The 23,729-nt window shown below is 70.1% G+C and carries 23 protein-coding genes; 14 read left to right on the forward strand and 9 right to left on the reverse strand.

All coding sequences use genetic code 11. The annotated features are described in order from the left end of the window. Positions 1–3: 3 nt before the first annotated feature. Positions 4–450: a roadblock/LC7 domain-containing protein gene (locus tag ABD808_RS32250; protein ID WP_344905009.1), complete on the reverse strand. Its 447-nt coding sequence runs from the start codon at positions 448–450 to the stop codon at positions 4–6. Further along, positions 447–2,993, reverse strand: a complete 2,547-nt coding sequence (locus ABD808_RS32255) for a sensor histidine kinase (protein WP_344905012.1) — start codon at positions 2,991–2,993, stop codon at positions 447–449. The genes ABD808_RS32250 and ABD808_RS32255 overlap by 4 nt, the downstream gene beginning before the upstream one ends. Positions 2,994–3,422: 429 nt before the next feature. Between ABD808_RS32255 and ABD808_RS32260 the strand changes: the two genes are divergently transcribed. The 8 genes from ABD808_RS32260 (at position 3,423) to ABD808_RS32295 (ending at position 12,970) form a co-directional block, all read left to right on the forward strand. After that, positions 3,423–4,268 (forward strand): sirohydrochlorin chelatase, encoded by an 846-nt coding sequence (locus ABD808_RS32260; protein ID WP_344905015.1) that lies wholly within the window; start codon positions 3,423–3,425, stop codon positions 4,266–4,268. Positions 4,269–4,478: 210 nt separating this feature from the next. Beyond that, the gene (locus ABD808_RS32265; RefSeq protein WP_344905018.1) at positions 4,479–5,546 is read left to right on the forward strand and encodes an NAD(P)H-dependent amine dehydrogenase family protein; all 1,068 of its coding nucleotides are present in this window, start codon (positions 4,479–4,481) and stop codon (positions 5,544–5,546) included. Positions 5,547–5,589: 43 nt separating this feature from the next. Continuing rightward, positions 5,590–6,501, forward strand: coding sequence for a glutathione S-transferase family protein (locus tag ABD808_RS32270; protein ID WP_344905021.1), 912 nt, complete (start codon positions 5,590–5,592; stop codon positions 6,499–6,501). A gap of 62 nt (positions 6,502–6,563) precedes the next feature. Then, positions 6,564–7,235: an AIM24 family protein gene (locus ABD808_RS32275; RefSeq protein WP_344905025.1), complete on the forward strand. Its 672-nt coding sequence runs from the start codon at positions 6,564–6,566 to the stop codon at positions 7,233–7,235. Between the two features lie 106 nt (positions 7,236–7,341). After that, positions 7,342–11,049, forward strand: a complete 3,708-nt coding sequence (locus tag ABD808_RS32280; protein WP_344905028.1) for a multifunctional oxoglutarate decarboxylase/oxoglutarate dehydrogenase thiamine pyrophosphate-binding subunit/dihydrolipoyllysine-residue succinyltransferase subunit — start codon at positions 7,342–7,344, stop codon at positions 11,047–11,049. 99 nt (positions 11,050–11,148) lie between these two features. Next, complete coding sequence (locus tag ABD808_RS32285; RefSeq protein ID WP_344905031.1) at positions 11,149–11,328, forward strand: DUF6104 family protein; 180 nt, start codon at positions 11,149–11,151, stop codon at positions 11,326–11,328. A gap of 84 nt (positions 11,329–11,412) precedes the next feature. Then, a complete protein-coding gene (locus ABD808_RS32290) occupies positions 11,413–12,237 on the forward strand; it encodes a DUF4097 family beta strand repeat-containing protein (protein WP_344905034.1) in 825 nt (274 codons plus the stop codon). Between the two features lie 7 nt (positions 12,238–12,244). Then, a complete protein-coding gene (locus ABD808_RS32295) occupies positions 12,245–12,970 on the forward strand; it encodes a PadR family transcriptional regulator (protein WP_344905037.1) in 726 nt (241 codons plus the stop codon). 39 nt (positions 12,971–13,009) lie between these two features. On the opposite strand, the gene ABD808_RS32300 is transcribed toward ABD808_RS32295, so the two are convergent. The 4 genes from ABD808_RS32300 to ABD808_RS32315 all read right to left on the reverse strand — a co-directional run bounded on the left by ABD808_RS32300 (position 13,010) and on the right by ABD808_RS32315 (position 16,647). Then, positions 13,010–13,978: a zinc-binding dehydrogenase gene (locus tag ABD808_RS32300; RefSeq protein WP_344905040.1), complete on the reverse strand. Its 969-nt coding sequence runs from the start codon at positions 13,976–13,978 to the stop codon at positions 13,010–13,012. 66 nt (positions 13,979–14,044) lie between these two features. Further along, positions 14,045–14,836, reverse strand: coding sequence for an amino acid ABC transporter ATP-binding protein (locus tag ABD808_RS32305; RefSeq protein WP_344905043.1), 792 nt, complete (start codon positions 14,834–14,836; stop codon positions 14,045–14,047). After that, positions 14,833–15,771 carry an amino acid ABC transporter permease gene (locus ABD808_RS32310; protein WP_344905046.1) on the reverse strand — a complete coding sequence of 313 codons (939 nt, stop codon included), beginning with the start codon at positions 15,769–15,771 and terminating at the stop codon, positions 14,833–14,835. Before ABD808_RS32310 ends, ABD808_RS32305 begins: the two co-directional genes overlap by 4 nt. Before the next feature lie 3 nt (positions 15,772–15,774). Continuing rightward, on the reverse strand, positions 15,775–16,647 hold the full coding sequence (locus ABD808_RS32315) for an ABC transporter substrate-binding protein (RefSeq protein WP_344905049.1): 873 nt from the start codon (positions 16,645–16,647) through the stop codon (positions 15,775–15,777). A 379-nt stretch (positions 16,648–17,026) separates the two neighbouring features. Here ABD808_RS32315 and ABD808_RS32320 point away from each other — a divergent pair, with 379 nt between their 5' ends. Beyond that, the gene (locus ABD808_RS32320; protein ID WP_344905052.1) at positions 17,027–18,217 is read left to right on the forward strand and encodes an NAD(P)-dependent malic enzyme; all 1,191 of its coding nucleotides are present in this window, start codon (positions 17,027–17,029) and stop codon (positions 18,215–18,217) included. Between the two features lie 93 nt (positions 18,218–18,310). On the opposite strand, the gene sodX is transcribed toward ABD808_RS32320, so the two are convergent. Beyond that, positions 18,311–18,733: a nickel-type superoxide dismutase maturation protease gene (sodX, locus tag ABD808_RS32325; protein WP_344905055.1), complete on the reverse strand. Its 423-nt coding sequence runs from the start codon at positions 18,731–18,733 to the stop codon at positions 18,311–18,313. Between the two features lie 155 nt (positions 18,734–18,888). On the opposite strand from sodX, the gene sodN reads away from it, so the two are divergent. Together sodN and ABD808_RS32335 are read left to right on the forward strand one after the other, a co-directional pair. Beyond that, positions 18,889–19,290: a superoxide dismutase, Ni gene (gene sodN, locus ABD808_RS32330; protein ID WP_344905927.1), complete on the forward strand. Its 402-nt coding sequence runs from the start codon at positions 18,889–18,891 to the stop codon at positions 19,288–19,290. 241 nt (positions 19,291–19,531) lie between these two features. Beyond that, positions 19,532–19,828: a hypothetical protein gene (locus tag ABD808_RS32335; RefSeq protein WP_344905058.1), complete on the forward strand. Its 297-nt coding sequence runs from the start codon at positions 19,532–19,534 to the stop codon at positions 19,826–19,828. Here ABD808_RS32335 and ABD808_RS32340 read toward each other — a convergent pair. Next, positions 19,783–20,283 (reverse strand): GNAT family N-acetyltransferase, encoded by a 501-nt coding sequence (locus ABD808_RS32340; protein ID WP_344905061.1) that lies wholly within the window; start codon positions 20,281–20,283, stop codon positions 19,783–19,785. The two genes, ABD808_RS32335 and ABD808_RS32340, sit on opposite strands and share 46 nt — an antisense overlap. A gap of 343 nt (positions 20,284–20,626) precedes the next feature. On the opposite strand from ABD808_RS32340, the gene ABD808_RS32345 reads away from it, so the two are divergent. Both ABD808_RS32345 and ABD808_RS32350 read left to right on the forward strand, forming a co-directional pair. Next, complete coding sequence (locus ABD808_RS32345; RefSeq protein WP_344905065.1) at positions 20,627–21,055, forward strand: ATP-binding protein; 429 nt, start codon at positions 20,627–20,629, stop codon at positions 21,053–21,055. A 50-nt stretch (positions 21,056–21,105) separates the two neighbouring features. Further along, entirely contained in the window at positions 21,106–21,864 is a 759-nt protein-coding gene (locus tag ABD808_RS32350; protein WP_344905930.1) for an RNA polymerase sigma factor SigF, read from the forward strand. Positions 21,865–21,880: 16 nt separating this feature from the next. Here the strand turns inward: ABD808_RS32350 and ABD808_RS32355 are convergent, their stop codons facing one another. Further along, positions 21,881–22,417: a hypothetical protein gene (locus tag ABD808_RS32355; protein ID WP_344905068.1), complete on the reverse strand. Its 537-nt coding sequence runs from the start codon at positions 22,415–22,417 to the stop codon at positions 21,881–21,883. Positions 22,418–22,515: 98 nt separating this feature from the next. On the opposite strand from ABD808_RS32355, the gene ABD808_RS32360 reads away from it, so the two are divergent. Beyond that, positions 22,516–23,448 carry a diacylglycerol/lipid kinase family protein gene (locus ABD808_RS32360; protein ID WP_344905932.1) on the forward strand — a complete coding sequence of 311 codons (933 nt, stop codon included), beginning with the start codon at positions 22,516–22,518 and terminating at the stop codon, positions 23,446–23,448. Positions 23,449–23,729 lie beyond the last annotated feature (281 nt).

The following is a 23,729-nucleotide window of genomic DNA, read 5'->3' on the forward strand; positions in this document are numbered from 1 at the left end:
GGGTCACCCGCCGCTCGTCTCGGCCGCGGCGACCCGCGGATTCGCCGACAGGTGCTGCCCGACGCGGGTGACGAGCATCGCCATCTCGTAGGCGATGACGCCGAGGTCGGCGTCGGCGTCGGCGAGGACGGCGAGGCACGCGCCCCGCCCGGCGGCGGTGACGAACAGGAACGCCGACTCCATCTCCACGATCGTCTGCCGGACGGCGCCGCCGCCGAACGACTCCCCCGCGCCGCGCGCGAGGCTCTGGAAGCTGGCCGCCACCGCGGACAGGTGGTCGGACTCCTCACGCGCCAGCCCGCTGGACGCCGCCATCCGCAGGCCGTCGCTCGACAGCACGACGGCGTTCTGCACGGGGGCCACCCGCTGGACGAGGCTGTCGAGCAGCCAGTCGAGCTCACCTGCGGCACCGCCCGGGCCCTCCGCGCCGGAGTACTGGGCCTCTGTCATGGGGTGTCGTCCTCCTGGTCGCCGGGTTTCCGCGCGGCCTCCGCCTCGGCGTCGGCCGCGTCCTGCCTACCGCGCTGCCAGCCGCGCTGCATGGCGGACAGCATGGATCGCATCGTCTCGGGCGAGCGTTCGTCCTCCGTGGCCGCCGGGGCCGTCTCGGGGGTCTTCTCCGTGGCCTTCCGCTCCGTGGCCTTCTTCTCCGGCGCCTGCTCCCCCGCCGTGTCCGCGGGGACGGGCGCGGCGAGCGGGACCGTCTCGCGCGTGGCCCGCTGGGCGGCCCGGCGCGCGTCGACCCGCTCCTTGAGCTGGGGCGCCAGATGCTGCTGGCGGCGCCGCTTGGGCAGTTCGCCCTCCTTCGACGGCGCGGCGGGCTCGGCCTTCGGCTCGGTGGTGGACCCGACCTCGGCCTGGAGCGCGGCCCTGAGCGCGTCGCCGACCTCGACCTCGGGCTCGGCCTCGGCGACCAGCCGGACCGTCCCGGCGGGGGCGGGCAGCGCGGGGGCCGGGCCGGGCAGCGTCTGCAACGGCCCGGTCGGGCGGCGCGGCGAGGGGTCCACGGCGCCGTCCACGACGATCGCGGCCGGGATCAGCGTGACCGCGGTCGTCCCGCCGTAGGGGGACGGGCGGAGCGTGACCGTGATGCCGTGCCGTTCCGCCAGCCGCGCCACGACGAACAGCCCGAGCTGGGCGGTGTCGGACGGGTCGAACTCCGGCGGCTCCGCGAGCCGCTCGTTGGCGGCGCGCAGCGCCTCCTCGGTCATGCCGAGACCGCGGTCCTCGACCTCGATCGCGAACCCGTTGGCGACGGCCTGGCCGCTGACCCGCACCGGCGACTGCGGGGGCGAGAACGTGGTGGCGTTCTCCACCACCTCGGCGAGCAGGTGGATGACGTCGGCGACGGCGGAGCCGAGCAGCGCGACCCGGGGCAGCGGCTGCACCTGGACGCGCGGGTAGTCCTCGACCTCGGCGACCGAGCCGCGGACGACGTCCACCAGCGGGACCGGACGGCGCCAGCCGCGCCCCGCCGTCTTCCCGGCGAGGATGACCAGGCCCTCGGCGTGCCGCCGCATCCGGGTCGCGAGGTGGTCGAGGCGGAACAGGTCCGACAGCTCGGACGGGTCCTCGGTGCGGCGCTCCATCGTGTCGAGCAGGCTGAGCTGGCGGTGCAGCAGCGCCTGGTTGCGGCGGGCGAGGTTGACGAACACCTCGCTGATGCCGCGCCGCGCCGCCGCCTCGCCCTCGGCGGACAGCCGGACGGCGTCGCGGGCGCGGTCGAACGACTCGGCGATCTGCCGGATCTCGTCGATGCGGTAGCCGATGTCCGGCACCGGCTCGAGCTCGACGGGGCGTCCGGTGCGGATCTGCTCGGCCATCTTCGGGAGCCGGTCGAGGGTGAAGTCGACGACCCCGGCGGCGATCGTCCGGCATTCCAGCAGCAGCCGCCGCGAGACGCGCGCAGCGATCAGGGTGGACAGGACGATCGCGATCAGGCCGAGGCCGCCCGCGAAGCCGAGCCGCAGGAACGCGGAGACCGCGATGTGCCTGGCGTGCATGGAGACGTCGTCGAGGACCTTGTTCTCCAGGGCGAACATGTCGGCGTTGACGGAGTCGGCGGTCGTCCGCCACACGAACGGGTCGATGACCTCGAGCTGGGTCGTGGCGAACCCGTCGGCCTGCCCGTTCACCTGCGCGTTCGGCTGCCCGACGGTCCGCTTGGCGCGGGCCTTGCGCGCCGCCTTGGCGGCCTGCGGCGTCGTCGCGCCCCGGATGACCGCGTCCTCCATCTCCCGGAGCCGGAGGGCCCCCGGGGAGGACATGAGACGTTCGTAGCGGGCGCGGTCGCTGACCGAAAGGTTCTCCGCCGTGTCGGAGTACATCATCCGCTGGGCCCCGACGAGCTGCGCGAACTGGCCCCGGTCCTCGGTGGAGATGCGCCCGACGGCGAGGGCCCCGGTCAGCAGCGCGTCCTCGCGGGCCATGAACTCGCGGGCCCGGCCGAACGAGGTGAGGGTGCGGGCGTGCGCGGTGACGGCCCCGTTGCCCGGCGCCGTCGCGTTGTAGACGGCGAAGCCCGAGTCGATGAGCGCGTTGTAGTCGCGCAGGACCTGGACGCGGTCGGAGACCCGCTCGTCGACGTTGCGGCGGAGCGTGCCGAGGGTGCCGAGGTCTTGGACGAGCCCGTCGAGACGGTCGACGATCTGGGGCAGGAGCGCGTCGCGCAGGCCCGAGTCGCGGCTGCCCGCGCGGACGTCCGCGATCGCCTTGTCGGTGGTGCGCCGCTGCTCCCGCATCGCCCCGGACGCGGCGAGCTGCGTGCCGCCGTACTCGGCCACCGACAGGCGCCGCTCCGTCTGGAGCCCGTGGATGACCCGCTGCAACGGCAGCAGCGTCTTCTGCTGGAACTTGCGGCTCTGGAGGAGCTCGTTCGCGTCGCCGTAGGTCGTGCCGGTGAGGAACACCCACAGCGAGACGAGTGCCAGCAGCGGCACGAGGACCAACAGGGTGATCCTCGTCCGGATCGAGGAGAAACGAGGGATCGTCACCGCGATGGCCTTCGGAGGCGGGGCATGCGAGGCATTCCTCCCGATCTGTGGGAGTAAGGGGGTCTGCCGGAGCCTACTACGTCACGGACGTTCCGGGCCGAAATCCCCACTTGCCGCACGGCGATAACCCGGCGCGCCGCCAGCCCGCCCTCCGCCCTGCCGACACTCCGCCGACACACCGCCGACGCACTCCGCCAACAACGCCGAGAACGGACGAATCACAACCAACGAGATAACGGCAAATCAGGACAATTTACATCATCTCGCTCTGTTGTCCCGGGCCATTGCGCCATACTCTGCTTCTTCACCCTTTGCCAGCCCCGCGGCCGGCACGGGAAGGAGACGACGATTCACACGAGCAGTCACGCAGACGGCGGGGGCCGGGACGGGAGGCCGACGTCCCGGGCCGAGGACGTTACGATGCCCGCCGTGAGTCCCGAAAGCCAGGCATCCGACGCACTGCCGTCGCGACGGCGCCGCGCACCGCGCGGCGGCCGACATCGCGGCGACGAGTCATTCCTGTTGCCCCCCGGAGCCCCCACCCTCGTCCTCGCCGTGCCCGGCGCGGCCCGGCCGGGCGCCGCCGACCTCGCCACCGAACTCGCCCGGCTCGTCGAGATCGAGCACACCGGCCAGCCCGCCCGCGTCGCGTTCCTCGAAGGGGACGAGGCGGGCCTGCACTCGGTCCTCGCCGGGCTGCGCGGCGAGGAGGACGACGAGCTGGAGGCGGTGGTCGTCCCGATGTCCACCGGCCCCGACCCGGTCATGGACGCGGAGCTGCACGCCGCCGTGGCGGACGCCCCGGCCCTCGCGGTCGCAGCCGAGCCGCTCGGCCCGCACCCGCTCATCGCCGAGGCCCTGCACGACCGGCTCGCCGACGCCGGGCTCGTCCGCGCCGACCGGATCCGGCTGATGACGATGGTGACCGCCGCGTCCGGCGTGATCGTCGCCACCCCCGGCGACGCGACCGCGGTCCGGCAGGCCGAGGTCACCGGGGTGCTGCTGGCGTCCCGGCTCGCGGCGCCCGTCTTCACCGCGTCGCTGAACGACGAGTCGTCGGTCAAGGCGGCGGCGGACCAGCTCAGGGCGGCGGGAGCCGCGTCCGTCGTGCTCGCCCCGCACCTGGTCGGCCCCGAGCCGGACGCCGCGCTCGTGGCGTCGGCGGCGGGGATCGTGGGCTGCCCCCACTCGGCACCGCTGGGCGCCCACCCGGCGCTCGCCCGCCTCGCCGCGCTCCGCTACGTCGAGGCGCTCTCCATGGCGCTGGCCGACTAGCGGCCGTTCGACCCACGGGCCCCCTGGTCGGGCAGGTCACCGTACGACCTGCCCGACCGGGGGGCCCTTTCGCTTCCCATGCCGCCATCCGCTGGACGGGAAATCTTGCCCGCGTACGATGGGACATAGAGAGAAAGTTGCATCGAAAGCCGCGTTTCGACTAATGCTCTGCGTAGGCTCCTCGCGAGGAGCAACGGAGGTCCCGTCCCGATGAGCACTTCCGACGCACTCCCTCCCGCACCCCGCACCCACCGGGTCGTCCAGTGGGCCACGGGCACGCTGGGACGCAGCGTGATCAGGGGCGTCCTGGACCGGCCCGACATGACCCTGGCCGGAGCCTGGGTGCACACCCCGGCCAAGGTCGGCGTCGACGCCGGCACCCTCGCCGGCCGCGACCCCGTCGGCGTCATCGCGACCAACGACGTGCGGGACGTCCTCGACCTCGACGCCGACTGCGTCGTCTACGCCCCGACCCCGGCGCTCGACCGGTACGCCGAGCTCGACCTGATCTGCTCGCTGCTGTCGTCCGGGAAGAACCTGATCTCCACCAACGGCTACGTCTACCCGCAGGCGCACGGCCCGCAGTTCGTGGACGAGCTGCGACAGGCGTGCAAGCGGGGCGGCGTCTCCGTCCACGGCACCGGGTTCAGCAGCGGGTTCATGACCGACGTCCTGCCGCTGGCGATGACGCGGCTGTCCCGGCGGATCACGCACGTCTTCATCCGCGAGTCCACCGACCTCTCGCGGCTCCCGTCCTGGCAGATGCTCCACCACACGCTCGGCTTCGGCAAGGACGAGGAGGCCTACCGGCGGCTGCTGCGGCCCGGCCGCACCGCCATGCGGGCGCTGTTCGCCGAGAGCCTGCACCTGATCGCCGCCGGGCTCGGCGTCGACCTCGACGAGATCGACATGGACGTCGAGTACCGCCTCGCCCGCGCCGACCTCGCCACCGCCGCCGGGCCGATCCCCCGCGGCACCGTCGCCGCCGCCCGCTGGACGTTCAGCGGCATCGCCGCCGGACGGCCCGTCATCACCGTCGAGGTCGTCCACAAGGCCAACGCCGCGCAACTGTCCGACGAGTGGGGCGGCCCCGGCTACTCGCTCCGGGTGGACGGTCACCCGCCCGTCACGCTGACGGCGGGCGAGGGCTGGGTCGCCGACCCGATCTCCGCCGGAGCCTCCCACGTGCTGAACTCCATCCCGGTCGTCTGCGCCGCCCCGCCCGGCATCCGCACCCATCTGGACCTGCCGGTGGTCGGCGGCCGCATGCGCGTCTGAGAGGGGGCCGATCCGACCAGCCATGTCCGCAAGGGAGCCAGCCATGACCGCACAGGAGATCGAGAAGACCGGACGGTTCGTCCGGCAGAAGAACCGCTTCACCGAGCGCATCACGGCGGACGGGGCCGGCGGCCCGCCCGCCGAGCCCGGCCGCTACCGGCTGTTCGTGTCGCACGCCTGCCCGTGGGCGCAGCGCAGCGTGATCGTCCGGCGGCTGCTCGGGCTGGAGGACGTGATCGGCCTCGCCGTCGTCGACCCCATCCGCGACGAGCGCGGCTGGCGCGTCCCCGGCCGCGACCCCGTCACCGGCGCCGAGTTCCTCTCCGAGCTGTACCTGCGGACCGACCCGTCGTACGAAGGCCGCTACACCGTCCCCTGTATCTGGGACACCGAGACGAAACGCCTGGTCACCAACGACTTCCCCGCCATCACCACCATGTTGGAGACCGAGTTCGCCGCGCACCACCGTCCCGGCGCGCCCGATCTGTATCCCGAACGTCTCCGGACCGAGATCGACGAGCTGAACGCCCACGTCTACACCACCGTGAACAACGGTGTTTACAAGGCGGGATTCGCCACGTCCCAGGCCGCCTACGACGAGGCCGTCGACGCCCTCTTCACCACCCTCGACGACCTGGAGGAGCGCCTCTCCCACCGCCGCTACCTGCTCGGCGACGAGATCACCGAGGCCGACGTGCGCCTCTACACCACGCTGGCCCGGTTCGACGCCGTCTACTACTCCCACTTCAAATGCAACCTGCGCCGCCTCGTCGACTACCCGAACCTGTGGGGCTACGCCCGCGACCTCTACGCGATCCCCGCGTTCGGCGGAACCACCGACTTCGATCAGATCAAGCGCCATTACTACGTGACACAACGCAACATCAACCCGTCCGGCGTCGTGCCCAAGGGGCCCCTCATCGACTGGACGACCCCGCACAACCGGGACCGGTGACCTCATCCCCTCGTTATGCTGGCGGTTCTCCGAGTAATCACCATGAGAGGTACGACCCGACCATGCGCAGCCAGTTCTTCGGAAACCTTGAGCAGGGACAACAGCTCCCCGGCCACTTCGCCCTTCAGAACTCCAAGATGCTCCGGGTGCATCTCAACGGGGACGTCCTGGCCCGGCAGGGCTCCATGGTCGCGTTCCAGGGACAGATGGAGTTCGACTACGAGGGTTCCGGCGGCATCGGCAAGTTCATGAAGAAGGCCCTGACCGGCGAGGGCGTTCCGCTCATGCGCGTCAAGGGCCAGGGCCTGCTGTTCTGCGCGAACGACGCCGACGACATCCACCTGTTCTACCTGGAGAACGAGGGCATCACCGTCAACGGCAAGAACATCCTGGGCTTCGACTCCCACCTCCAGTGGGACATCCAGCGCGTCCAGGGCGCAGGGATCGCGGCGGGCGGCCTGTTCAACACCACTCTCACCGGCACCGGCTGGGTCGCGCTCACCACCCACGGGACCCCCGTCATGCTCGACTGTGGCCGCGCCCCCACCTTCGCCGACGGCCAGTCCGCCGTGGCGTGGAGCACCAGCCTCCAGGTCGGCGTCAACCGCACCTTCAAGGCGGGCGCGCTCATCGGCCGGGGCAGCGGCGAGGCCATGCAGCTCGCCTACCAGGGTCAGGGCTTCGTGCTGATCCAGGCCAGCGAGGGCCCCACCGTCCCGCACCACACCCACTAGCCGCCGCCGTGGCCCCGCCCTTCTGGCATTCGGGTGGGGCAAGTGCGAGTAGCCTTGATTCGTCTCTAAACTCACCTGCGAGCTGCGGAAGAGGGCGATCTCCGCCGTGTCGACAGAGTCGTCGCAAACTAGTGCCGACCCCAAATTGACAGACTTCGGTGCCAACGAGTGGCTGGTCGACGAGCTGTACCAGAAGTACCTCGAAGACCCGAACTCGGTTGACGAGGCCTGGTGGAACTTCTTCGCGGACTACCAGCCGGACAGCCGTCCCGCGTCCGCGTCCCCACAGGCGTCCCCCCAGGCGTCGACCGAGAGCGCGGCCCCGAAGGCCCCGAACGGCACCGCGGCTGCGCCGCCGACACCGAAGCAGCCCGTGGGGCCCGCGAAGCCCCCCACGGCCGGGCAGAAGGCCGGGCCGAAGCCCGCCGCCGCGCCGCCGGTGCCCGCGGGCGCCGAGGAGGTCCGGTTGCGCGGGGTCGCCGCCAGGACGGCGGCCAACATGGAGGCCAGCCTCGGCGTGCCGACGGCGACGAGCGTGCGCGCCGTCCCGGCCAAGCTGTTGATCGACAACCGCATCGTCATCAACAACCATCTGAAGCGCGGGCGCGGCGGCAAGGTCTCGTTCACGCATCTGATCGGGTACGCGATCGTCAAGGCGCTCGCGGCGATGCCGGAGATGAACGCCGCGTTCACCGAGGTCGACGGCAAGCCGGTGCTGATCAGGCCCGAGCACGTGAACTTCGGGTTGGCGATCGACCTCCAGAAGTCCGACGGCACCCGCCAGCTGGTGGTGCCGAGCGTGAAGGCCGCCGAGGCGCTCGACTTCCGCCAGTTCTGGGCCGCCTACGAAGAGATCGTCCGCAAGGCGCGCGGCGGCAAGCTGACGCTGGACGACTTCCAGGGCACCACGATCAGCCTGACGAACCCGGGCACGATCGGCACCGTCCACTCGGTGCCGCGGCTGATGCCCGGCCAGGGCACGATCATCGGCGTGGGCGCGATGGAGTACCCGGCGGAGTTCGCGGGCGCGTCCAGCGACACCCTGTCCCGCATGGGGATCAGCAAGGTCATGACGCTGACCTCCACCTACGACCACCGGATCATCCAGGGCGCGCAGTCCGGCGACTTCCTGCGCCGCATCAACGAGCTGCTGCTCGGCGCCGACGGCTTCTACGACGAGATCTTCGAGGCGCTGCGCATCCCGTACGAGCCGGTGCGCTGGGTGAAGGACATCTCCGCCACCCACGAGGACGACGTCGCCAAGGTCGCCCGCGTCCACGAGCTGATCCACGCCTACCGGGTCCGCGGCCACCTGATGGCCGACACCGACCCGCTGGAGTACAAGCAGCGCCGCCACCCCGACCTCGACATCCTCAAGCACGGCCTCACCCTGTGGGACCTGGAGCGCGAGTTCGCGACCGGCGGGTTCGGCGGCAAGCCGACGATGAAGCTGCGCGACATCCTCGGCGTGCTGCGGATGGCGTACTGCCGGACGGTCGGCATCGAGTACATGCACATGCAGGACCCCGAGGAGCGCGCCTGGATCCAGGAGCGCGTGGAGGTCCCGCACGAGAAGCCGTCCCGCGAGGAACAACTGCACGTGCTGCGGCGGCTGAACAGCGCCGAGGCGTTCGAGACGTTCCTCCAGACGAAGTTCGTCGGGCAGAAGCGGTTCTCGCTGGAGGGCGGCGAGTCCGTCATCCCGCTGCTGGACGCGGTCATCTCCGCGGCGGCCACCGAGAGCCTCGACGAGGTCGTCGTCGGCATGGCGCACCGGGGGCGGCTGAACGTCCTGGCCAACATCGTCGGCAAGTCCTACGGGCAGATCTTCGGCGAGTTCGAGGGCAACCTCGACCCGCGCAGCGCGCAGGGCTCCGGCGACGTGAAGTACCACCTCGGCGCGGCGGGCGACTTCGTCGCCGAGGACGGCTCCAAGATCCGCTGTGAGCTGGTGGCGAACCCGTCGCACCTGGAGACCGTCGACCCGGTGCTGGAGGGCGTCGTCCGCGCCAAGCAGGACCTCCTGGACGTCGGCGAGGCCGGGTTCAGCGTGCTGCCGATCCTGGTGCACGGCGACGCGGCGTTCGCCGGGCAGGGCGTCGTGGCCGAGACGCTGAACCTGTCGCAGCTGCGCGGCTACCGCACCGGCGGCACCGTGCACGTCGTGATCAACAACCAGGTCGGCTTCACGACCGCGCCGGAGTACTCGCGGTCCAGCGTCTACTCCACCGACGTGGCCCGGATGATCCAGGCGCCGATCTTCCACGTGAACGGCGACGACCCCGAGGCGTGCGCCCGGGTCGCGGCGCTGGCGTTCGAGTACCGGCAGACGTTCAAGAAGGACGTCGTCATCGACATGGTCTGCTATCGGCGGCGCGGCCACAACGAGGGCGAGAACCCCTCGTTCACGCAGCCGCTGATGTACGACCTGATCGACGCGAAGCGGTCGGTGCGCAAGCTGTACACCGAGGCGCTGATCGGCCGCGGCGACATCACCGTCGAAGAGGCCGAGCAGGCCCTGCGCGACTACCAGGAGCAGCTCGAACGGGCCTTCACCGAGACCCGCGAGGCGGTCAAGCGGCCGCAGGAGCCCGGCTCGGTGGTGAAGCCGGACGTCGAGGAGAGCATCCCGATCGACCACGGCGGCGCCGGGTCGGCGATCCCCGCCGAGACCGTCAAGCGGATCATCGAGTCGCAGGTCAGCCTGCCGGAGGGCTTCACGCCGCATCCGCGGCTCCAGCCGATCCTGCAACGCCGCGCGCAGATGATCGAGGACGACGCGATCGACTGGGCGACGGGCGAGCTGCTGGCGTTCGGTTCGCTGCTGATCGACGGCCACCCGGTGCGGCTCGTCGGGCAGGACACCCGGCGCGGGACGTTCGGCCAGCGCCACGCGGTGCTCGTCGACCGCCGGACCGGTGAGGAGTACACGCCGCTCAAGCAGTTCGGGCAGGGCGTGTCGAAGTTCTACTCCCACGACTCGCTGCTCAGCGAGTACGCGGCGATGGGTTTCGAGTACGGGTACTCGATGACACGTCCCGACGCGCTCGTCTGCTGGGAGGCCCAGTTCGGCGACTTCGCCAACGGCGCCCAGTCGATCGTCGACGAGTACATCTCCTCGGGCGAGCAGAAGTGGGGCCAGCAGTCCGGTGTCGTGCTGCTGCTGCCGCACGGGTACGAGGGGCAGGGCCCCGACCACTCGTCCGCGCGGATCGAGCGTTACCTGCAACTGTGCGCGCAGGACAACATGACCGTGGTCTACCCGACGACTCCGGCGAACTACTTCCACCTGCTGCGCTGGCAGGTGCTGTCGGGTCGGAACAAGCCGCTGGTGGTGTTCACGCCGAAGTCGCTGCTGCGGCTGCGGGCGGCGACGTCGCCGGTCGAGCGGATCACGGGCGGCGCGTTCCAGCCGGTCATCCCGGAGCACGACCCGGCGATCGACCCCGCGGGCGTGCGGCGGGTGCTGCTCACCACCGGCAAGATCTACTACGACGTGGTAAAGGGGCGCGAGGAGGCGGGCGCGACCGACGCGGCGATCGTGCGGGTCGAGCGGCTGTACCCGCCGCCGATGGACGAGATCAAGGCGGAGCTGGCCAAGTACCCGGCGGCCGCGGAGGTCGTCTGGGTGCAGGACGAGCCCGCGAACATGGGCGCCTGGCCGTTCATGGGGCTGAAGCTGCCGCACCACATCAAGGGGCTGACGATGACGCGGGTGTCGCGCCCGGCGTCCTCGTCCCCGGCGGTGGGGTCGGGCAAGATGCACCAGGCCGAGCAGGAGGCGCTGATCGCCCGGCTGTTCGGCGCGAGCTAGCCGCCGCGACGGTCCGTCCCGAGGGCTCCGGTGCACGGCGCCGGGGCCCTCGGCGTCTTGGGACAGGCGTCTGCTGAGGAAGAAAGAAGAAGCGAGGCAATGTACTTCACGGATCGGGGCATCGAGGAGCTGGCGGACCGGCGCGGCGGCGAGGAGGCGAGCCTGGCGTGGCTGGCCGAGCGGCTGCGCGAGTTCGTCGACCTGAACCCCGAGTTCGAGACGGCCGTCGACCGGCTCGCCACGTGGCTGGCCAGGCTGGACGAGGAGGAGGACGAGTAACCCGGTAACGCGATACATCTTGACTTTCCCAAAACGCGACATATCGTGTTTGGGGAAGCCAGTCGGACGAAAGGGCAGATCGCGATGTCGCGCTGGACGATCGACGAACCGACCACCCTTGACTTCGACGGCGTGGTCGCCCTGCGCGCCACGCTGATCGCCGGGAACGTCTCCGTGCTCGCCTCCGACGAGCGTCCCTCCATCATCATCGGCGACCTCGAGGGCCCGCCGCTGGTGGTCACCCACGACGCGGGCATGCTGACGATCACCCACGAGAAGCCCTGGGAGGGCGTGCTGAGCTGGCTGCGCACGCAGCGCTGCCGCGCGGACGTCACGGTGACCGTCCCGCGCGACTGCCCGGTCGGCCTCAACCTTGTCTCGGCGGACGCGGTCGTGACCGGCACGACGTCCCGCGCGTCCATCAAGAGCGCCTCGGGCAACGTGACGCTCGACGGCGTCGCGGGTGCGATCGACGCCAACACCGTCTCCGGCGTGATCGAGGCGCAGGGCCTGGACGGCGCCGTCACGTTCACCTCGATCTCCGGCGACCTGTCCCTGGCGGGCGGCTCCGTCGAGCGGCTCGCGGCGCGGACCGTCAGCGGCCGCATCGCCGCCGACGTCGACCTGCCCGGCGACGGCGGCATCGAGATCACCACCGTGTCCGGCGACGTCGCGCTGCGCATCCCCGACTCCGCCGACGCCCGCGTCGCGCTCAACACGGCCGCCGGCCGGATCGAGACGACGTTCCCCGAGATCGGCGAGCGGGACGGCCTCGTCGGGCGCACCCGCGGGGGCGAACTCGGGAACGGCTCGGGCCGGCTCACCGTCAACACCGTGTCCGGTTCGATCACCCTGATCGGACGCGACGACGGCACCGCCGAGAAGACCACCCCGCGATTGGAGAAATGAGGATCACGTGAGCCCCGTATTCGGCCATGGTCGCCTGCGGCTGTACCTGCTGAAGCTGCTGGAGGAGAGCCCGCGCCACGGCTATGAGGTGATCCGGCTCCTCCAGGACCGGTTCCTCGGGGTCTACTCGCCCTCGCCCGGCACGATCTACCCGCGGCTCGCGCGGCTGGAGGCCGACGGCCTGGTCACCCACGAGGTCGTCAAGGGCAAGAAGGTGTACTCGCTGACCGACAAGGGCCGCGAGGAGCTGGAACGCCGGATGGACGAGCTGGCCGAACTGGAGGAGGAGCTGTCCGCCTCGGCGCAGGAGTTCGCGCGCGGCGTGCAGGAGGACGTGCGGCAGACCGTCCGGTCCCTGCGCGAGGAACTGACCCAGGCCGCCCGGACGATGCGCGACCAGGGCAAGGCCACGTCCAAGGACGCCTGGAAGGAGACGACCGAGCGCCAGAAGGACGAGTGGAAACGCCAGAAGGAGTACTGGCGCGAGCAGAAGCGCGCGTGGAAGGAGGAGTGGCGGCGCAACTGGGAGGACGCCTGGAAGACGGCGACCGGCACCCGCGAGGACGTCGCCCGCCTCAAGCTGGAGCGCCTGCTCCGCACGTTCGTCGAGGACGTCCGGGCCGCCGCGACGACCGCGCGGCTCGACGACGACGACCTCGCCGCCGCGCAGACCCTCATGGAGGAGACCCGCGAGCGCCTGCGCGCCGAGGTCTTCCGCACGGACGGGTCGTGACCGGGACGTCCCCGGCCGCGACCCGCGCCCGCGTCCCCGTCAGGGCGTGAAGACGACCTTGCCGAACAGGTCGCCCTCGTCCATCGCGGCGAACCCCTCGCGGGCCCGGCTCAGCGGCAGCGTCCGGTCGATCAGCGGCTTCGTGCCGGTCTTGACCAGGAACTGCGCCAGCCGTGCCAGCTGGTCGCGCGTCCCCATCGTGGACCCGACCACCGACAGCTGGAGGAAGAACACCCGGTTCAGCTCGGCGGGCGGCACCGCCCCGCTGGTCGCGCCGGACACCACGATCCGGCCGCCGGGCTTCAGCGACTTCAGCGAATGCGACCAGGTCGCCTGCCCGACGGTCTCGATGACGGCGTCCACCCGCTCCGGCAGCCGCGCGCCCGTCTCGACCGCCTCGTCGGCGCCGAGTTCCAGCGCCCGCTGCCGCTTGGCCTCGCTGCGGCTGGTGGCGTAGACGCGGAACCCCGCCGCCGACGCCAGCGCGATCGCCGCGGTCGCGACGCCGCCGCCCGCGCCCTGCACCAGCACCGTCGCGCCGGGCTCCAGGCCCGCCTTGTCGAACAGCATCCGGTAGGCGGTGAGCCACGCCGTCGGCAGGCACGCCGCCTCCTCGAACGACAGCCCGGCGGGCTTGCGGACGAGGTTGCGCCGGGGCACCGCGACCTTCTCCGCCAGCGCGCCCTGGTGGACCTCCGACAGCAGCGACCGCTTCGGGTCCAGGGTCTCGTCGCCGCCGCCCCGCTCCGGGTCGCCGATCACCGCGTGGACGATGACGTCGTTGCCGTCCTCGTCCACCCCGGCCGCGTCGCAGCCGAGGATCATCGGAAGGCGGTCGGCGGACAGCCCGACGCCCTTCAGCGACCACAGGTCGTGGTGGTTGAGCGCCGCGGCCTTCACCGTGACGGTCGTCCAGCCGTCCGGCACCTCCGGATCGGGGCGCTCCCCCACCGTCAGGCCGTTCAACGGATTGTCTGCGTCTATCTGCGTAGCCGTGACAGCGAACATGCAGGCACACTAACCGTCCGTCCAAAATGAAAACGGCCCGCCCCCGGCGTCAGAGCACCCCGGACATCAAAGGACCTTGGACAGGAAGTCGCGGGTGCGCTGGTGCCGGGGCTCGGCCAGCACGTCGCGGGGCGTGCCCTTCTCGACGATGACGCCGCCGTCCATGAAGACCAGCGAGTCGCCGACCTCCCGGGCGAACCCCATCTCGTGCGTCACCACGATCATGGTCATGCCGTCGAGCGCGAGTCGCTTCATGGCCTCCAGGACCTCGCCGACGAGCTCCGGGTCCAGCGCCGAGGTCGGCTCGTCGAACAGCATCAGCGCGGGCTCCATGGCGAGCGCCCGCGCGATCGCGACACGCTGCTGCTGCCCGCCGGACAGCTGCGCCGGGTAGGTGCCCGCCTTGTCGCCGAGGCCGACGCGCTCCAGCAGCGCCAGCGACCGCTCCCTGACCTCCGCCTTCGGCAGCCTCTTCACCCGGTACGGCGCCTCCATGACGTTCGCCAGCGCCGTCATGTGCGGGAACAGGTTGAACCGCTGGAACACCATGCCGATGTCGCGGCGCTGCGCGGCCACCTCACGGTCGCGCAGTTCGTAGAGCTTGCCGCCCGACTCCCGGTAGCCGACCAGGTGGCCGTTCACCCGGAGCCGTCCCGCGTCGATCTTCTCCAGGTGGTTGATGCAGCGCAGGAACGTGGACTTGCCCGACCCCGACGGCCCGACGACGCACATCACCTCGCCCGGCCGGACCTCCAGGTCGATGCCCTTGAGCACCTCCAGCCGTCCGAACGACTTGTGCACCCCCTCGGCCCTGACCATGAACTCGGCGGCGTCCGCTGTTTCGGCCGCTTCGGTCATGCCACTTCCTTCCTGCCGGCGCCGGGGACCTTCGCCGAGCCGCGCGAGAAGTGCCGCTCGATGAAGTACTGCCCCGCCAGCAGGAAGCTGGTCAGGATCAGATACCAGACGCAGGCCGCCACCAGCATCGGGAAGACCTTGAACGTCCGCGAGCCGACCGCCTGGAGCTGGAAGAACAGCTCGTTCGTGACCGGCACGAAGGCCACCAGCGACGTGTCCTTGAGCATCGCGATCGTCTCGTTGCCCGTCGGCGGGATGATCACCCGCATCGCCTGCGGCAGGATGATACGCCGCATGGTCAGCAGCCGCGACATGCCGAGGGCGCACGCGGCCTCGTCCTGCCCCGGGTCCACCGACAGGATCCCGGCCCGGACGATCTCGGCCATGTAGGCCGCCTCCGACAGCGCCAGCGCCAGCAGACCGGCCGTGAAGCCGCTCAGCAGCGTCCGCGCGTCGACGGTGAACAGGGTGCCGTCGATGTCGACGCCCATCAGGTCGCCGATCTGGCCCGCGAACGGCACCCCGCCGATGTGGTACTTGGCGTACAGGATGCCCATGTTGCCGAACATGATCGCGAGCACCAGCCGGGGCACGGCCCGGAAGAACCAGGTGTAGAGCCAGGCGACGCCGCTGAGGATCGGGTTGTCCGACAGCCTCATCACGGCGAACACGACGCCCAGCAGGACACCGATCACCATGGCGAGCACGGTCAACGCGATGGTCGTCCAGACGCCCTCGACGATGTTGGGACGGAAGGCGTTGTCGACGATGAACGACCACTGGAAGTTCTTGTTCGTCACCAGCATGTGGACGAACATCGCGGCGACGACCGCGATGACCGCCACGGCGAGCCAGCGACCCGGGTGCCGGACCGGTACGGCCTTGATGGCCTCAGGCCGCGCCCGGTCCGGCGTGTCCTTGGAGAGATCCGTCATGGGCTACGGGTTCACGGCCGAATCGTTGGTCGCACCAGCCTGGACGTTCCACTTCTCCAGGATCTTCTTGTAGGTGCCGTCGGACTGGAGCGCCTTCGTCGCCCCCGCGATGGCCTTGGCGAGCTGCTTCTGGTCCTTCTGGACGACGAAGCCGTACGGGGCCGCCTCGTAGATCTCGCCGAGCAGTTCGAGCTGCCCGCTCGTCTTCTTCACCGCGTAGGCGATGATCGGCGAGTCGGCGAGCCCGGCGTCGTCCTTACCGGACACGATCGCCGCGGTCGCCTGGTCCTGGCCCTGGTACTGGTCGATGGTGATCGCGGGCTTGCCGCTGTTCGTGCACTCCTTCGACCGCTTCTGGATGTCGTCCACCTGGACGGTCGCCTTCTGCACGGCGATCTTCTTGCCGCAGGCGCTGCCTGGCTGGACCCCCGCGGGGTTGCCCTTCTTGGTCGCCCACTGCGTGCCCGCGTTGAAGTAGCTCACCATCGCGACGGCCTGCTTGCGCTCGTCGTTGATGGTGAACGAGGACACCCCCGCCTCGTACTTGCCGGACTGGACGCCCGGGATGATGTCGTCGAACTTGCTCGGCACCCACTCGGTCTTCAGCCCGAGCTTGGCCGCGACCGCGTCGAACAGCTCCCGGTCCCAGCCGACGACGGTCTTGCCGTCGGTGTCGAGGAACTCGTTAGGGGCGTAGGTCGAGTCCACGCCGATGAGGATCTTGCCGTCCGACTTGATCGCGTCGGGAACCATCGCCGCCAGCGCGGCGTCCGCGCCGCCGGAAGCGGTGATCTTGGGGCCCCCACCCGTTTCGTCCTTCTTCTCGCCACACGCCGACAGCGCGAGCGCGCCCGTCAGCACAAGCGCGCCCGTCACGATCCCGTGACGACGCAGAGAACCGGTTATCACTGGTCCCCCCTCAGATGGTTGCGTCGGATCCGCGTAGATCCAAAGGTCAGGTGCACATCTTGGACTACAAGCTCCTTGATCCGGATAAAGGGTGCGAAACAAATGCGCAACGAGCGAGCCCCAGGACCGCCCTGTACCCTGCGATCAGTAACCGAACGGCTACAATGTGGCAACGGTCGCGTGACTGGCACCACCGTCCAGGCCCACAAGAACACGGCCCCGGGTATGGCACAATCGGACAACGGGCGACCCCCGTTTGTCGCGCACGACGATCACCGTGTGACCGGCCACCTTGACCACCGCGGTGGCATCCAACGAAAGCCAACTTTCACTGACAGGGGTCGCTGTGGCTGCTCAGCCCATTCCTTCCGAACCGTCCTCACTCGACGACGATCCGGCGTTCTCGCTGCACCGCGGCGGCAAGCTGGAGATGCGCTCCACCATCCAGGTCCGCGACAAGGACGACCTCTCCCTCGCCTACACCCCGGGCGTCGCCCGCGTGTGCACGGCGATCGCCGACCGTCCCGAACTCGCCTATGACTACACCTGGACGTCCAAGGTCGTCGCCGTGGTCACCGACGGCACCGCCGTCCTCGGCCTCGGCGACATCGGCCCGGCCGCGTCCATGCCGGTCATGGAGGGCAAGTCGCTGCTGTTCAAGGAGTTCGCGGGCGTCGACTCCGTCCCCATCGCGCTGGACTGCACCGGCGTCGACGAGATCGTCGACACGGTCACCCGGATGGCCCCGAGCTTCGGCGGCATCAACCTGGAGGACATCAGCGCCCCCCGCTGCTTCGAGATCGAGGACCGCCTCCGCGCCGAGTTGGACATCCCCGTCTTCCACGACGACCAACACGGCACCGCGATCGTCGTCCTGGCCGCCCTCACCAACGCCGCCCGCCTGGTCGGCCGCCCCCTCTCCGACCTCCGCGCGGTCGTCGCAGGCGCGGGCGCCTCAGGCATAGCGGTCTCCCGCATCCTCATTGAAGCGGGCATTGGCGACATAGCCCTCTCAGACAGCAAGGGCATCATCTACAAGGGCCGAGACGGCCTGAACCCGATAAAGCACCAGATAGCCGAAATCACCAACCACGCGTCCCTGAAGGGCTCCACTGAAGAGGCCCTCCACGGCGCCGACGTCTTCATCGGCCTCTCGGGCAGCACCGTCCGCGAATCCTGCGTCGCCACGATGTCCCCGGACGCCATCGTCTTCGCCCTCTCCAACCCGACCCCCGAGGTCCCCCCGGAAGTCGCCCGCCGCCACGCCCGCGTGGTCGCCACCGGCCGCAGCGACTTCCCCAACCAGATCAACAACGTCCTGGCTTTCCCCGGCATCTTCCGAGGCGCCCTGGACGTAAGAGCCCACAGCATCACCGAGGGCATGAAACTGGCGGCCGCCACGGCCCTGGCCGACATAGTCGGCGAAGACCTGACCCCCGACTACGTCATTCCGGGCCCCTTCGACCCCCGAGTCGCCCCCGCCGTCACCAAGGCCGTAGCCGCCCAGGCCCGCCGCGAAGGCGTCGCCCGCCTCTAACCCCCCAAAGGCCCGTGTTCCCCCCAGAGCACGGGCCCCCCACACTCCCCCCGCGCCAAGCGAGAAGCCTTCCCCACCGCCGCGGGTTCAGGCTCAGGGCAGCTTGGCCTTCTTGCCCACGCGGAAGGCGGGGCGTAGGGAAAAGGGTCGGGGTGGGGGCCAGTAGCGGGCGAGGACTCGGCCGACGATGAGGGCGTCGGGGACGGCGCCGAAGTCCCAGCTGTCGCGGCGGCCTCGTGCGCTCTGGTTGTCGCTTTCCAGCCACCAGCCGTCGCCCGAGCGGTGGGCGGCCCGTTTGACGATGAGGAGTTCCCGTCGTTCCGGGTGCCGTGCCACGACGACGTCCCCGACACCCGGGCGGACGCCCTTGCGCACGAGCAGCCAGTCCCCCGGCCGCAGGCCCGGCAGCATCGAGTCGCCGGTGACCTCCACGGCCAGCAGCCGTTCGCGCGCGCACGCCAGCGCGAGCACCGCCGCCCCGGCCAGCACACAGCACACCGGCGTCGGGATCCGCATGTTCCTCCTCGTTCGCCCGAATAGAGCGCCGGGCAGCGGTCATGAACTCTGGGTCTTGGGCCGAATTACCGAGCGCCCTGGCCGGACGGGCTCAGGGCCACAAGGGTAATGTCGGTGACCTGAGCATGATCCGCAACGAGGGAAGGGAATCGCAGGTGTTGCTCAAGCTTCTGCGCCCGAAGACAACGGTGTCCGCGCACTGCGACCTGCCGTGCGGCGTCTATGACCCGGCGCAGGCCCGGATCGAGGCCGAGTCGGTCAAGGCGATCGCCGAGAAGTACGCGGCCAACGACGACCCGGAGTTCCGCGCCCGCGCGATCCTGATCAAGGAGCAGCGGTCCCAGTTGGTCAAGGAGCACCTGTGGGTGCTGTGGACCGACTACTTCAAGCCGCCGCACTTCGAGAAGTACCCGCAGCTCCACCAGCTCTTCAACGAGGCCACCAAGCTCGCCGGCGCGACCGGCACCAAGGGGAGCATGGACGTCGGCGTCGCGGAGCAGCTGCTCGGCAAAATCGCGGAGATCGACAAGATCTTCTGGGAGACCAAGCAGGCCTGACCGGCAGAAATACTGAGGCCCGCCCCTACGAGGGCCGGGCCTCAGTCATGTCCGAACAACCCCGCGGGCGCATGCCTCATCGGGCCGTCCTCGCCAACGCGGGTGTGCAGCCTGTGATTTTCTTGAATCTCAGAGTTATCTTTGCACTCTGGCGTCCAAGCCCGTTGCCGCGCGGGCGCGGGCACGCCATCCTTCTAGGTGGGGTGTCCGGGCAAGACCGTGCCCGGCACGGACTGCGAACGTGGCGGTGCGTGTGAGCAACGAGATCGAATGCCCGGAATGCGGCGGGACGGGCGAGCAACGCCTGGGCCCGCTCCAACTGCTGTGCCAGTACTGCCACGGCCGCAGAGTCGTCGGCGGAACGCCACGGAACGCCCCCCAGGGCGACGAGGACCATGACCCGCTGCCGCCCGTCTGGGAGCACCCGGCGGTCCGAAGCTCGGGCCTGTGCACCCATTGCCTGGGCGCCGGTGTGGTGGTCGCCGAGGGCACCTACGCGGAGGCGCCCTGCCCCGTCTGCGCGGACGGCGGCCGGTAACCGGACAGCGCGTCACCGGCCAGCCGGTACACCGTCCACTCGTCCTGCGGCCGAGCTCCCATGGCCTCGTAGAACGAGATGGCGGGGGTGTTCCAGTTGAGCACGGCCCACTCGACCCGCCCGTACCCACGCTCGTCCGCGATCCGCGCAAGCTCGCTCAGAAGCGCCTTGCCATACCCGTGCCCGCGAACCCCCGGCTCGACGAAGAGATCCTCCAGATAGATCCCATGCGTCCCGTTCCACGTCGAGTACGTGAGGAACCACAGGGCGAACCCGACAACGCGCCCCTCATGCTCAGCCACATGCGCGAAGACCTTGGGCTCGTCCCCGAACAGGCTCTCCCGCACCTGCTCCTCAGTGGCCCGAACCTCATCCAGCGCCCGCTCGTACTCGGCCAACTCCCGAATGAGCCGAAAGATCGCCGGAACATCCTCAACAGTCGCACCCCGAATCACCACCCCACCCTAAAACACCCCCAGGCCGCGAAAGCGAGCCGCTAGGCGAGCTGAGCCGTGTTCACCTGCGCGGCCAGCCCAGCCACCTTCCGTGACCGGGCTGGGCCTGAACCGTTGCGATCGCGACCGAAGGCTGGGGCAAGCGAAGCGAGACCCAGATCGCGAAGCGAGCCGCCAGGCGAGTCGAGAGCGATGCAGCGATCGCACGCAGGGCACGACGATGGAGGGCGTTCAGCGCCCGAAGGAGGAGTGCACTGCAATAAACACAGCGCGGCGGAGTCTCTAAGAGGGTCTCTCAGGCGGTAGTTTCGGAAGCAGCGGGACCATCCTGCGAGGGAGTGACGTGACCGAGGAAACCGCTGCAATGCCGACCAGTACGAAGTTGTCCGTCCGCGACGTGGTGACCGTGAGGTTGCCCGCCGCGAGTGCCTACCTGTCCGTGCTGCGGACGGCGACGGCGGGTTTGGCGGCCAGGCTGGACTTCACGCTGGACGAAATAGAAGATCTTCGCATCGCCGTGGACGAGGCGTGCGCGATGCTGCTCGCCCAGGCCCTTCCGGGGACCGACCTGGCGTGCGAGTTCGAGTTGACCGGTGACGCGATGCGCATCTCCGTGTCGGTGCTCACCGTGGACGGCGAGGTGCCGAGCCGCGACACGTTCGCCTGGACGGTCCTGTCGTCGCTGGCGGGCGCGGTGGACGCCCAGGCGGGCACCGACGACCGGGTCACCGTGACGTTGCAGAAGCGCCGCGGTTCGGCGGGGGCCTCGTGACGGAGAAGACGACGATCGCCGGCGCGGGCAACGAGCGGTCCGACAGCGGCGTGCCGGACCGTGCCAGGGCCCGTGCGCTGTTCGAGCGCCTGACCGAGCTGCCGGAGGGCGACCCGGAGCGGCAGCGCATCCGTGACCAGCTCGTGGAGCTGCATCTGCCGCTGGTGGAGTATCTCGCCCGCCGGTTCCGCAACCGGGGCGAGTGGCTGGACGATCTCATCCAGGTCGCCACCATCGGCTTGATCAAGTCGATCGACCGGTTCGATCTGGAGCGGGGCGTGGAGTTCTCCACGTACGCCACGCCCACGATCGTCGGCGAGATCAAGCGGCATTTCCGCGACAAGGGCTGGGCCGTCCGGGTCCCGCGCCGGTTGCAGGAGCTGAAGCTGTCGCTGACGAAGGCGATCAGCGAGCTGGCGCAGCGGGAGGGGCGTGCCCCGACCGTCAGCGAGCTGGCGGCGCACCTGCAGATGAGCGAGGAGGAGGTGCTGGAGGGCCTGGAGTCCGCCAACGCCTACTCCACGGTGTCCCTGGACGCGCCCGACTCCGGTGACGAGGACGCGCCCGCGGTGGCCGACTCGCTCGGCATGGTGGACGAGTCGCTGGAGGGCGTCGAGTACCGCGAGTCGCTGAAGCCGCTGCTGGAGAAGCTTCCCGCGCGGGAGAAGAAGATCCTTCTGCTGCGGTTCTTCGGCAACATGACGCAGTCGCAGATCGCGGCCGAGCTGGGCATCTCGCAGATGCACGTGTCCCGGCTGCTCGCCCGGACGCTGGCGCAGCTCCGCGAGGGCCTCACCGCCGACGAGTAGGGCCCGGTCGGGTCGGTCAGTCCTTGGTGGGCTGTTCTTTCAGGCGGTCCTTGAGGCGTTGCCCCAGGGAGCGCGGTTCGGCGGGCGTCTGCGGGGCTTCGGGCTGAGCCGGGGCCGCAGCCGCTTCGGGTATGTCCTCGCCGTGTTCGGTGTCGTCGTCGTGTTCGGTGTCCTCGTCGTCTTCGAGGAGCCACGCGGTGGTGGGCGAGCTGAGGACGCTGATCAGCGCGAGGACGGCGACGACGGCCATGGGCAGTGCGATGGCGGGGCGGTCGCTCTGCCACAGTGACCATGCGATGGGCAGTGCGAACAGCTGGGTCAGCACCGTGGGGGCGCGGCTCCACTGGTCGGCGCGCCGGAGTCCGCGGGCGCAGGCGAGCATGCCGAGGCCGCCCGCGAGGGCGAGGACGGTGACGCCGATCGCGCTCGCCGCGTCGAAGGCCTCACCGGTGGCCGTCTCGACGCCGGTGTAGGCGCCGAAACCGATGGCGGCGACGCCCTCCACGGCTTCGAGGACGGCGGCGGCCTGCACGGTGACGGGACGTTTCGACACAACCCGAAACCCTACCCGCACGGTGCCGAGGCCCGTTGCGGGGGCGAACGGGGGGAGAACGTGTCCGGAACGGTCGGTACGCTCGTGGCGTGCGCGCCATGCTCATCGCCAATCCCAAGGCGACATCCACCTCCCGGCGGGCCCGTGACATTCTCATCCGGGCGTTCTCCGGCGATCTCGACCTCGTCCTCGCCGAGACCGGACATCGCGGGCATGCGACGGAGCTGTCCCGGCAGGCGGCCGTGGACGGCTACGACGTCGTGATCACGCTCGGCGGCGACGGGACGGTGAACGAAGCGGTCAACGGGCTTCTCGCCGAGGGGCCGTCGCCGGAGCTGCCCGCGCTGGCGGTGCTCCCGTCGGGCAGTACCAATGTCTTCGCGCGGACGCTCGGCCTGCCGGGCGATCCGATCGGCGCGACGAAGGCGGTGCTGGAGGCGCTCCGCGCGGGTCGGCATCGCACGATCGGGCTCGGCACGGCCTCCCATCCGGGCGGCACGGAGCGCTACTTCACGTTCTGCGCGGGCGTCGGGTTGGACGCGGAGGTCGTCCGGGAAGTGGAACGGCGCCGCGCGGCGGGTGCCACCGCGTACAACTCGTTGTACGTGCAGACGGCGATCCGGCATTTCTTCTCCGGCACGGATCGGCGCCATCCGGCCCTCACTTTGGAACAACCTGGACGTCCGGCTAAAGCGGGACTGTTCCTCGCTTTCATCTCCAACACGTCGCCCTGGACTTTCATGGGTCGCCTTCCGGTGAATCCGAGTCCGAAGGCGAACTTCTCGCGCGGCATCGACGTGTTCGCATTGGGTTCACTGGCGCCCCTGCCAACGCTCGGCACCGCGGCGCGCATGTTGACGGCGCGGCACCGCCCCGTCCAGGGACGACACGTGGTGAACGTGCACGACGCGGCCGAGGTGACATTGCGCGCGGACCGTCCGATGGCCTTTCAACTGGACGGCGACTACCTTGGCGAGCAGAGCGCGGTGACGTTCCGGTCGGTCCCGAAGGCGATACGCATCGTCATTTGACGTCGCGTCGCCTGCCAGGTGAGAGCCAAGTAACACGCCTGACCTCCGGGTGTGACACATGCGACACCCATACTTTGAGAATCCTTTCTCAAAGGTCTTGCGCCGCTTCACCCCCCCTGACACGCTCAAAGTGCGCCCGCCGAGGAGAGACCCCGACGCCGTAGGTCTCCGTCTCGCGGCCGCCGCCGAACATTCACCCCTGGACCTGGCTACAGCCACCCTGGGTGTTCGCGACATGTGAAATCGTTCACAAAGGTGGAGCATCTCCACCACCTGACGAA

The sequence above is a fragment of the Actinomadura meridiana genome (assembly GCF_039537545.1).
In the GTDB taxonomy this organism is placed as follows: Bacteria; Actinomycetota; Actinomycetes; order Streptosporangiales; family Streptosporangiaceae; genus Spirillospora; species Spirillospora meridiana.

What these genes read in the sequence shown, in the direction of transcription:
- ABD808_RS32250 (WP_344905009.1), bottom strand. Translation starts at nt 450, where the DNA reads ATGACAGAGGCCCAGTACTCCGGCGCGGAGGGCCCGGGCGGTGCCGCA.
- ABD808_RS32265 (WP_344905018.1), top strand. Translation starts at nt 4,479, where the DNA reads ATGAGCACTTCCGACGCACTCCCTCCCGCACCCCGCACCCACCGGGTC.
- ABD808_RS32270 (WP_344905021.1), top strand. Translation starts at nt 5,590, where the DNA reads ATGACCGCACAGGAGATCGAGAAGACCGGACGGTTCGTCCGGCAGAAG.
- ABD808_RS32275 (WP_344905025.1), top strand. Translation starts at nt 6,564, where the DNA reads ATGCGCAGCCAGTTCTTCGGAAACCTTGAGCAGGGACAACAGCTCCCC.
- ABD808_RS32285 (WP_344905031.1), top strand. Translation starts at nt 11,149, where the DNA reads ATGTACTTCACGGATCGGGGCATCGAGGAGCTGGCGGACCGGCGCGGC.
- ABD808_RS32290 (WP_344905034.1), top strand. Translation starts at nt 11,413, where the DNA reads ATGTCGCGCTGGACGATCGACGAACCGACCACCCTTGACTTCGACGGC.
- ABD808_RS32300 (WP_344905040.1), bottom strand. Translation starts at nt 13,978, where the DNA reads ATGTTCGCTGTCACGGCTACGCAGATAGACGCAGACAATCCGTTGAAC.
- ABD808_RS32305 (WP_344905043.1), bottom strand. Translation starts at nt 14,836, where the DNA reads ATGACCGAAGCGGCCGAAACAGCGGACGCCGCCGAGTTCATGGTCAGG.
- ABD808_RS32310 (WP_344905046.1), bottom strand. Translation starts at nt 15,771, where the DNA reads ATGACGGATCTCTCCAAGGACACGCCGGACCGGGCGCGGCCTGAGGCC.
- sodX (WP_344905055.1), bottom strand. Translation starts at nt 18,733, where the DNA reads ATGCGGATCCCGACGCCGGTGTGCTGTGTGCTGGCCGGGGCGGCGGTG.
- ABD808_RS32360 (WP_344905932.1), top strand. Translation starts at nt 22,516, where the DNA reads ATGCTCATCGCCAATCCCAAGGCGACATCCACCTCCCGGCGGGCCCGT.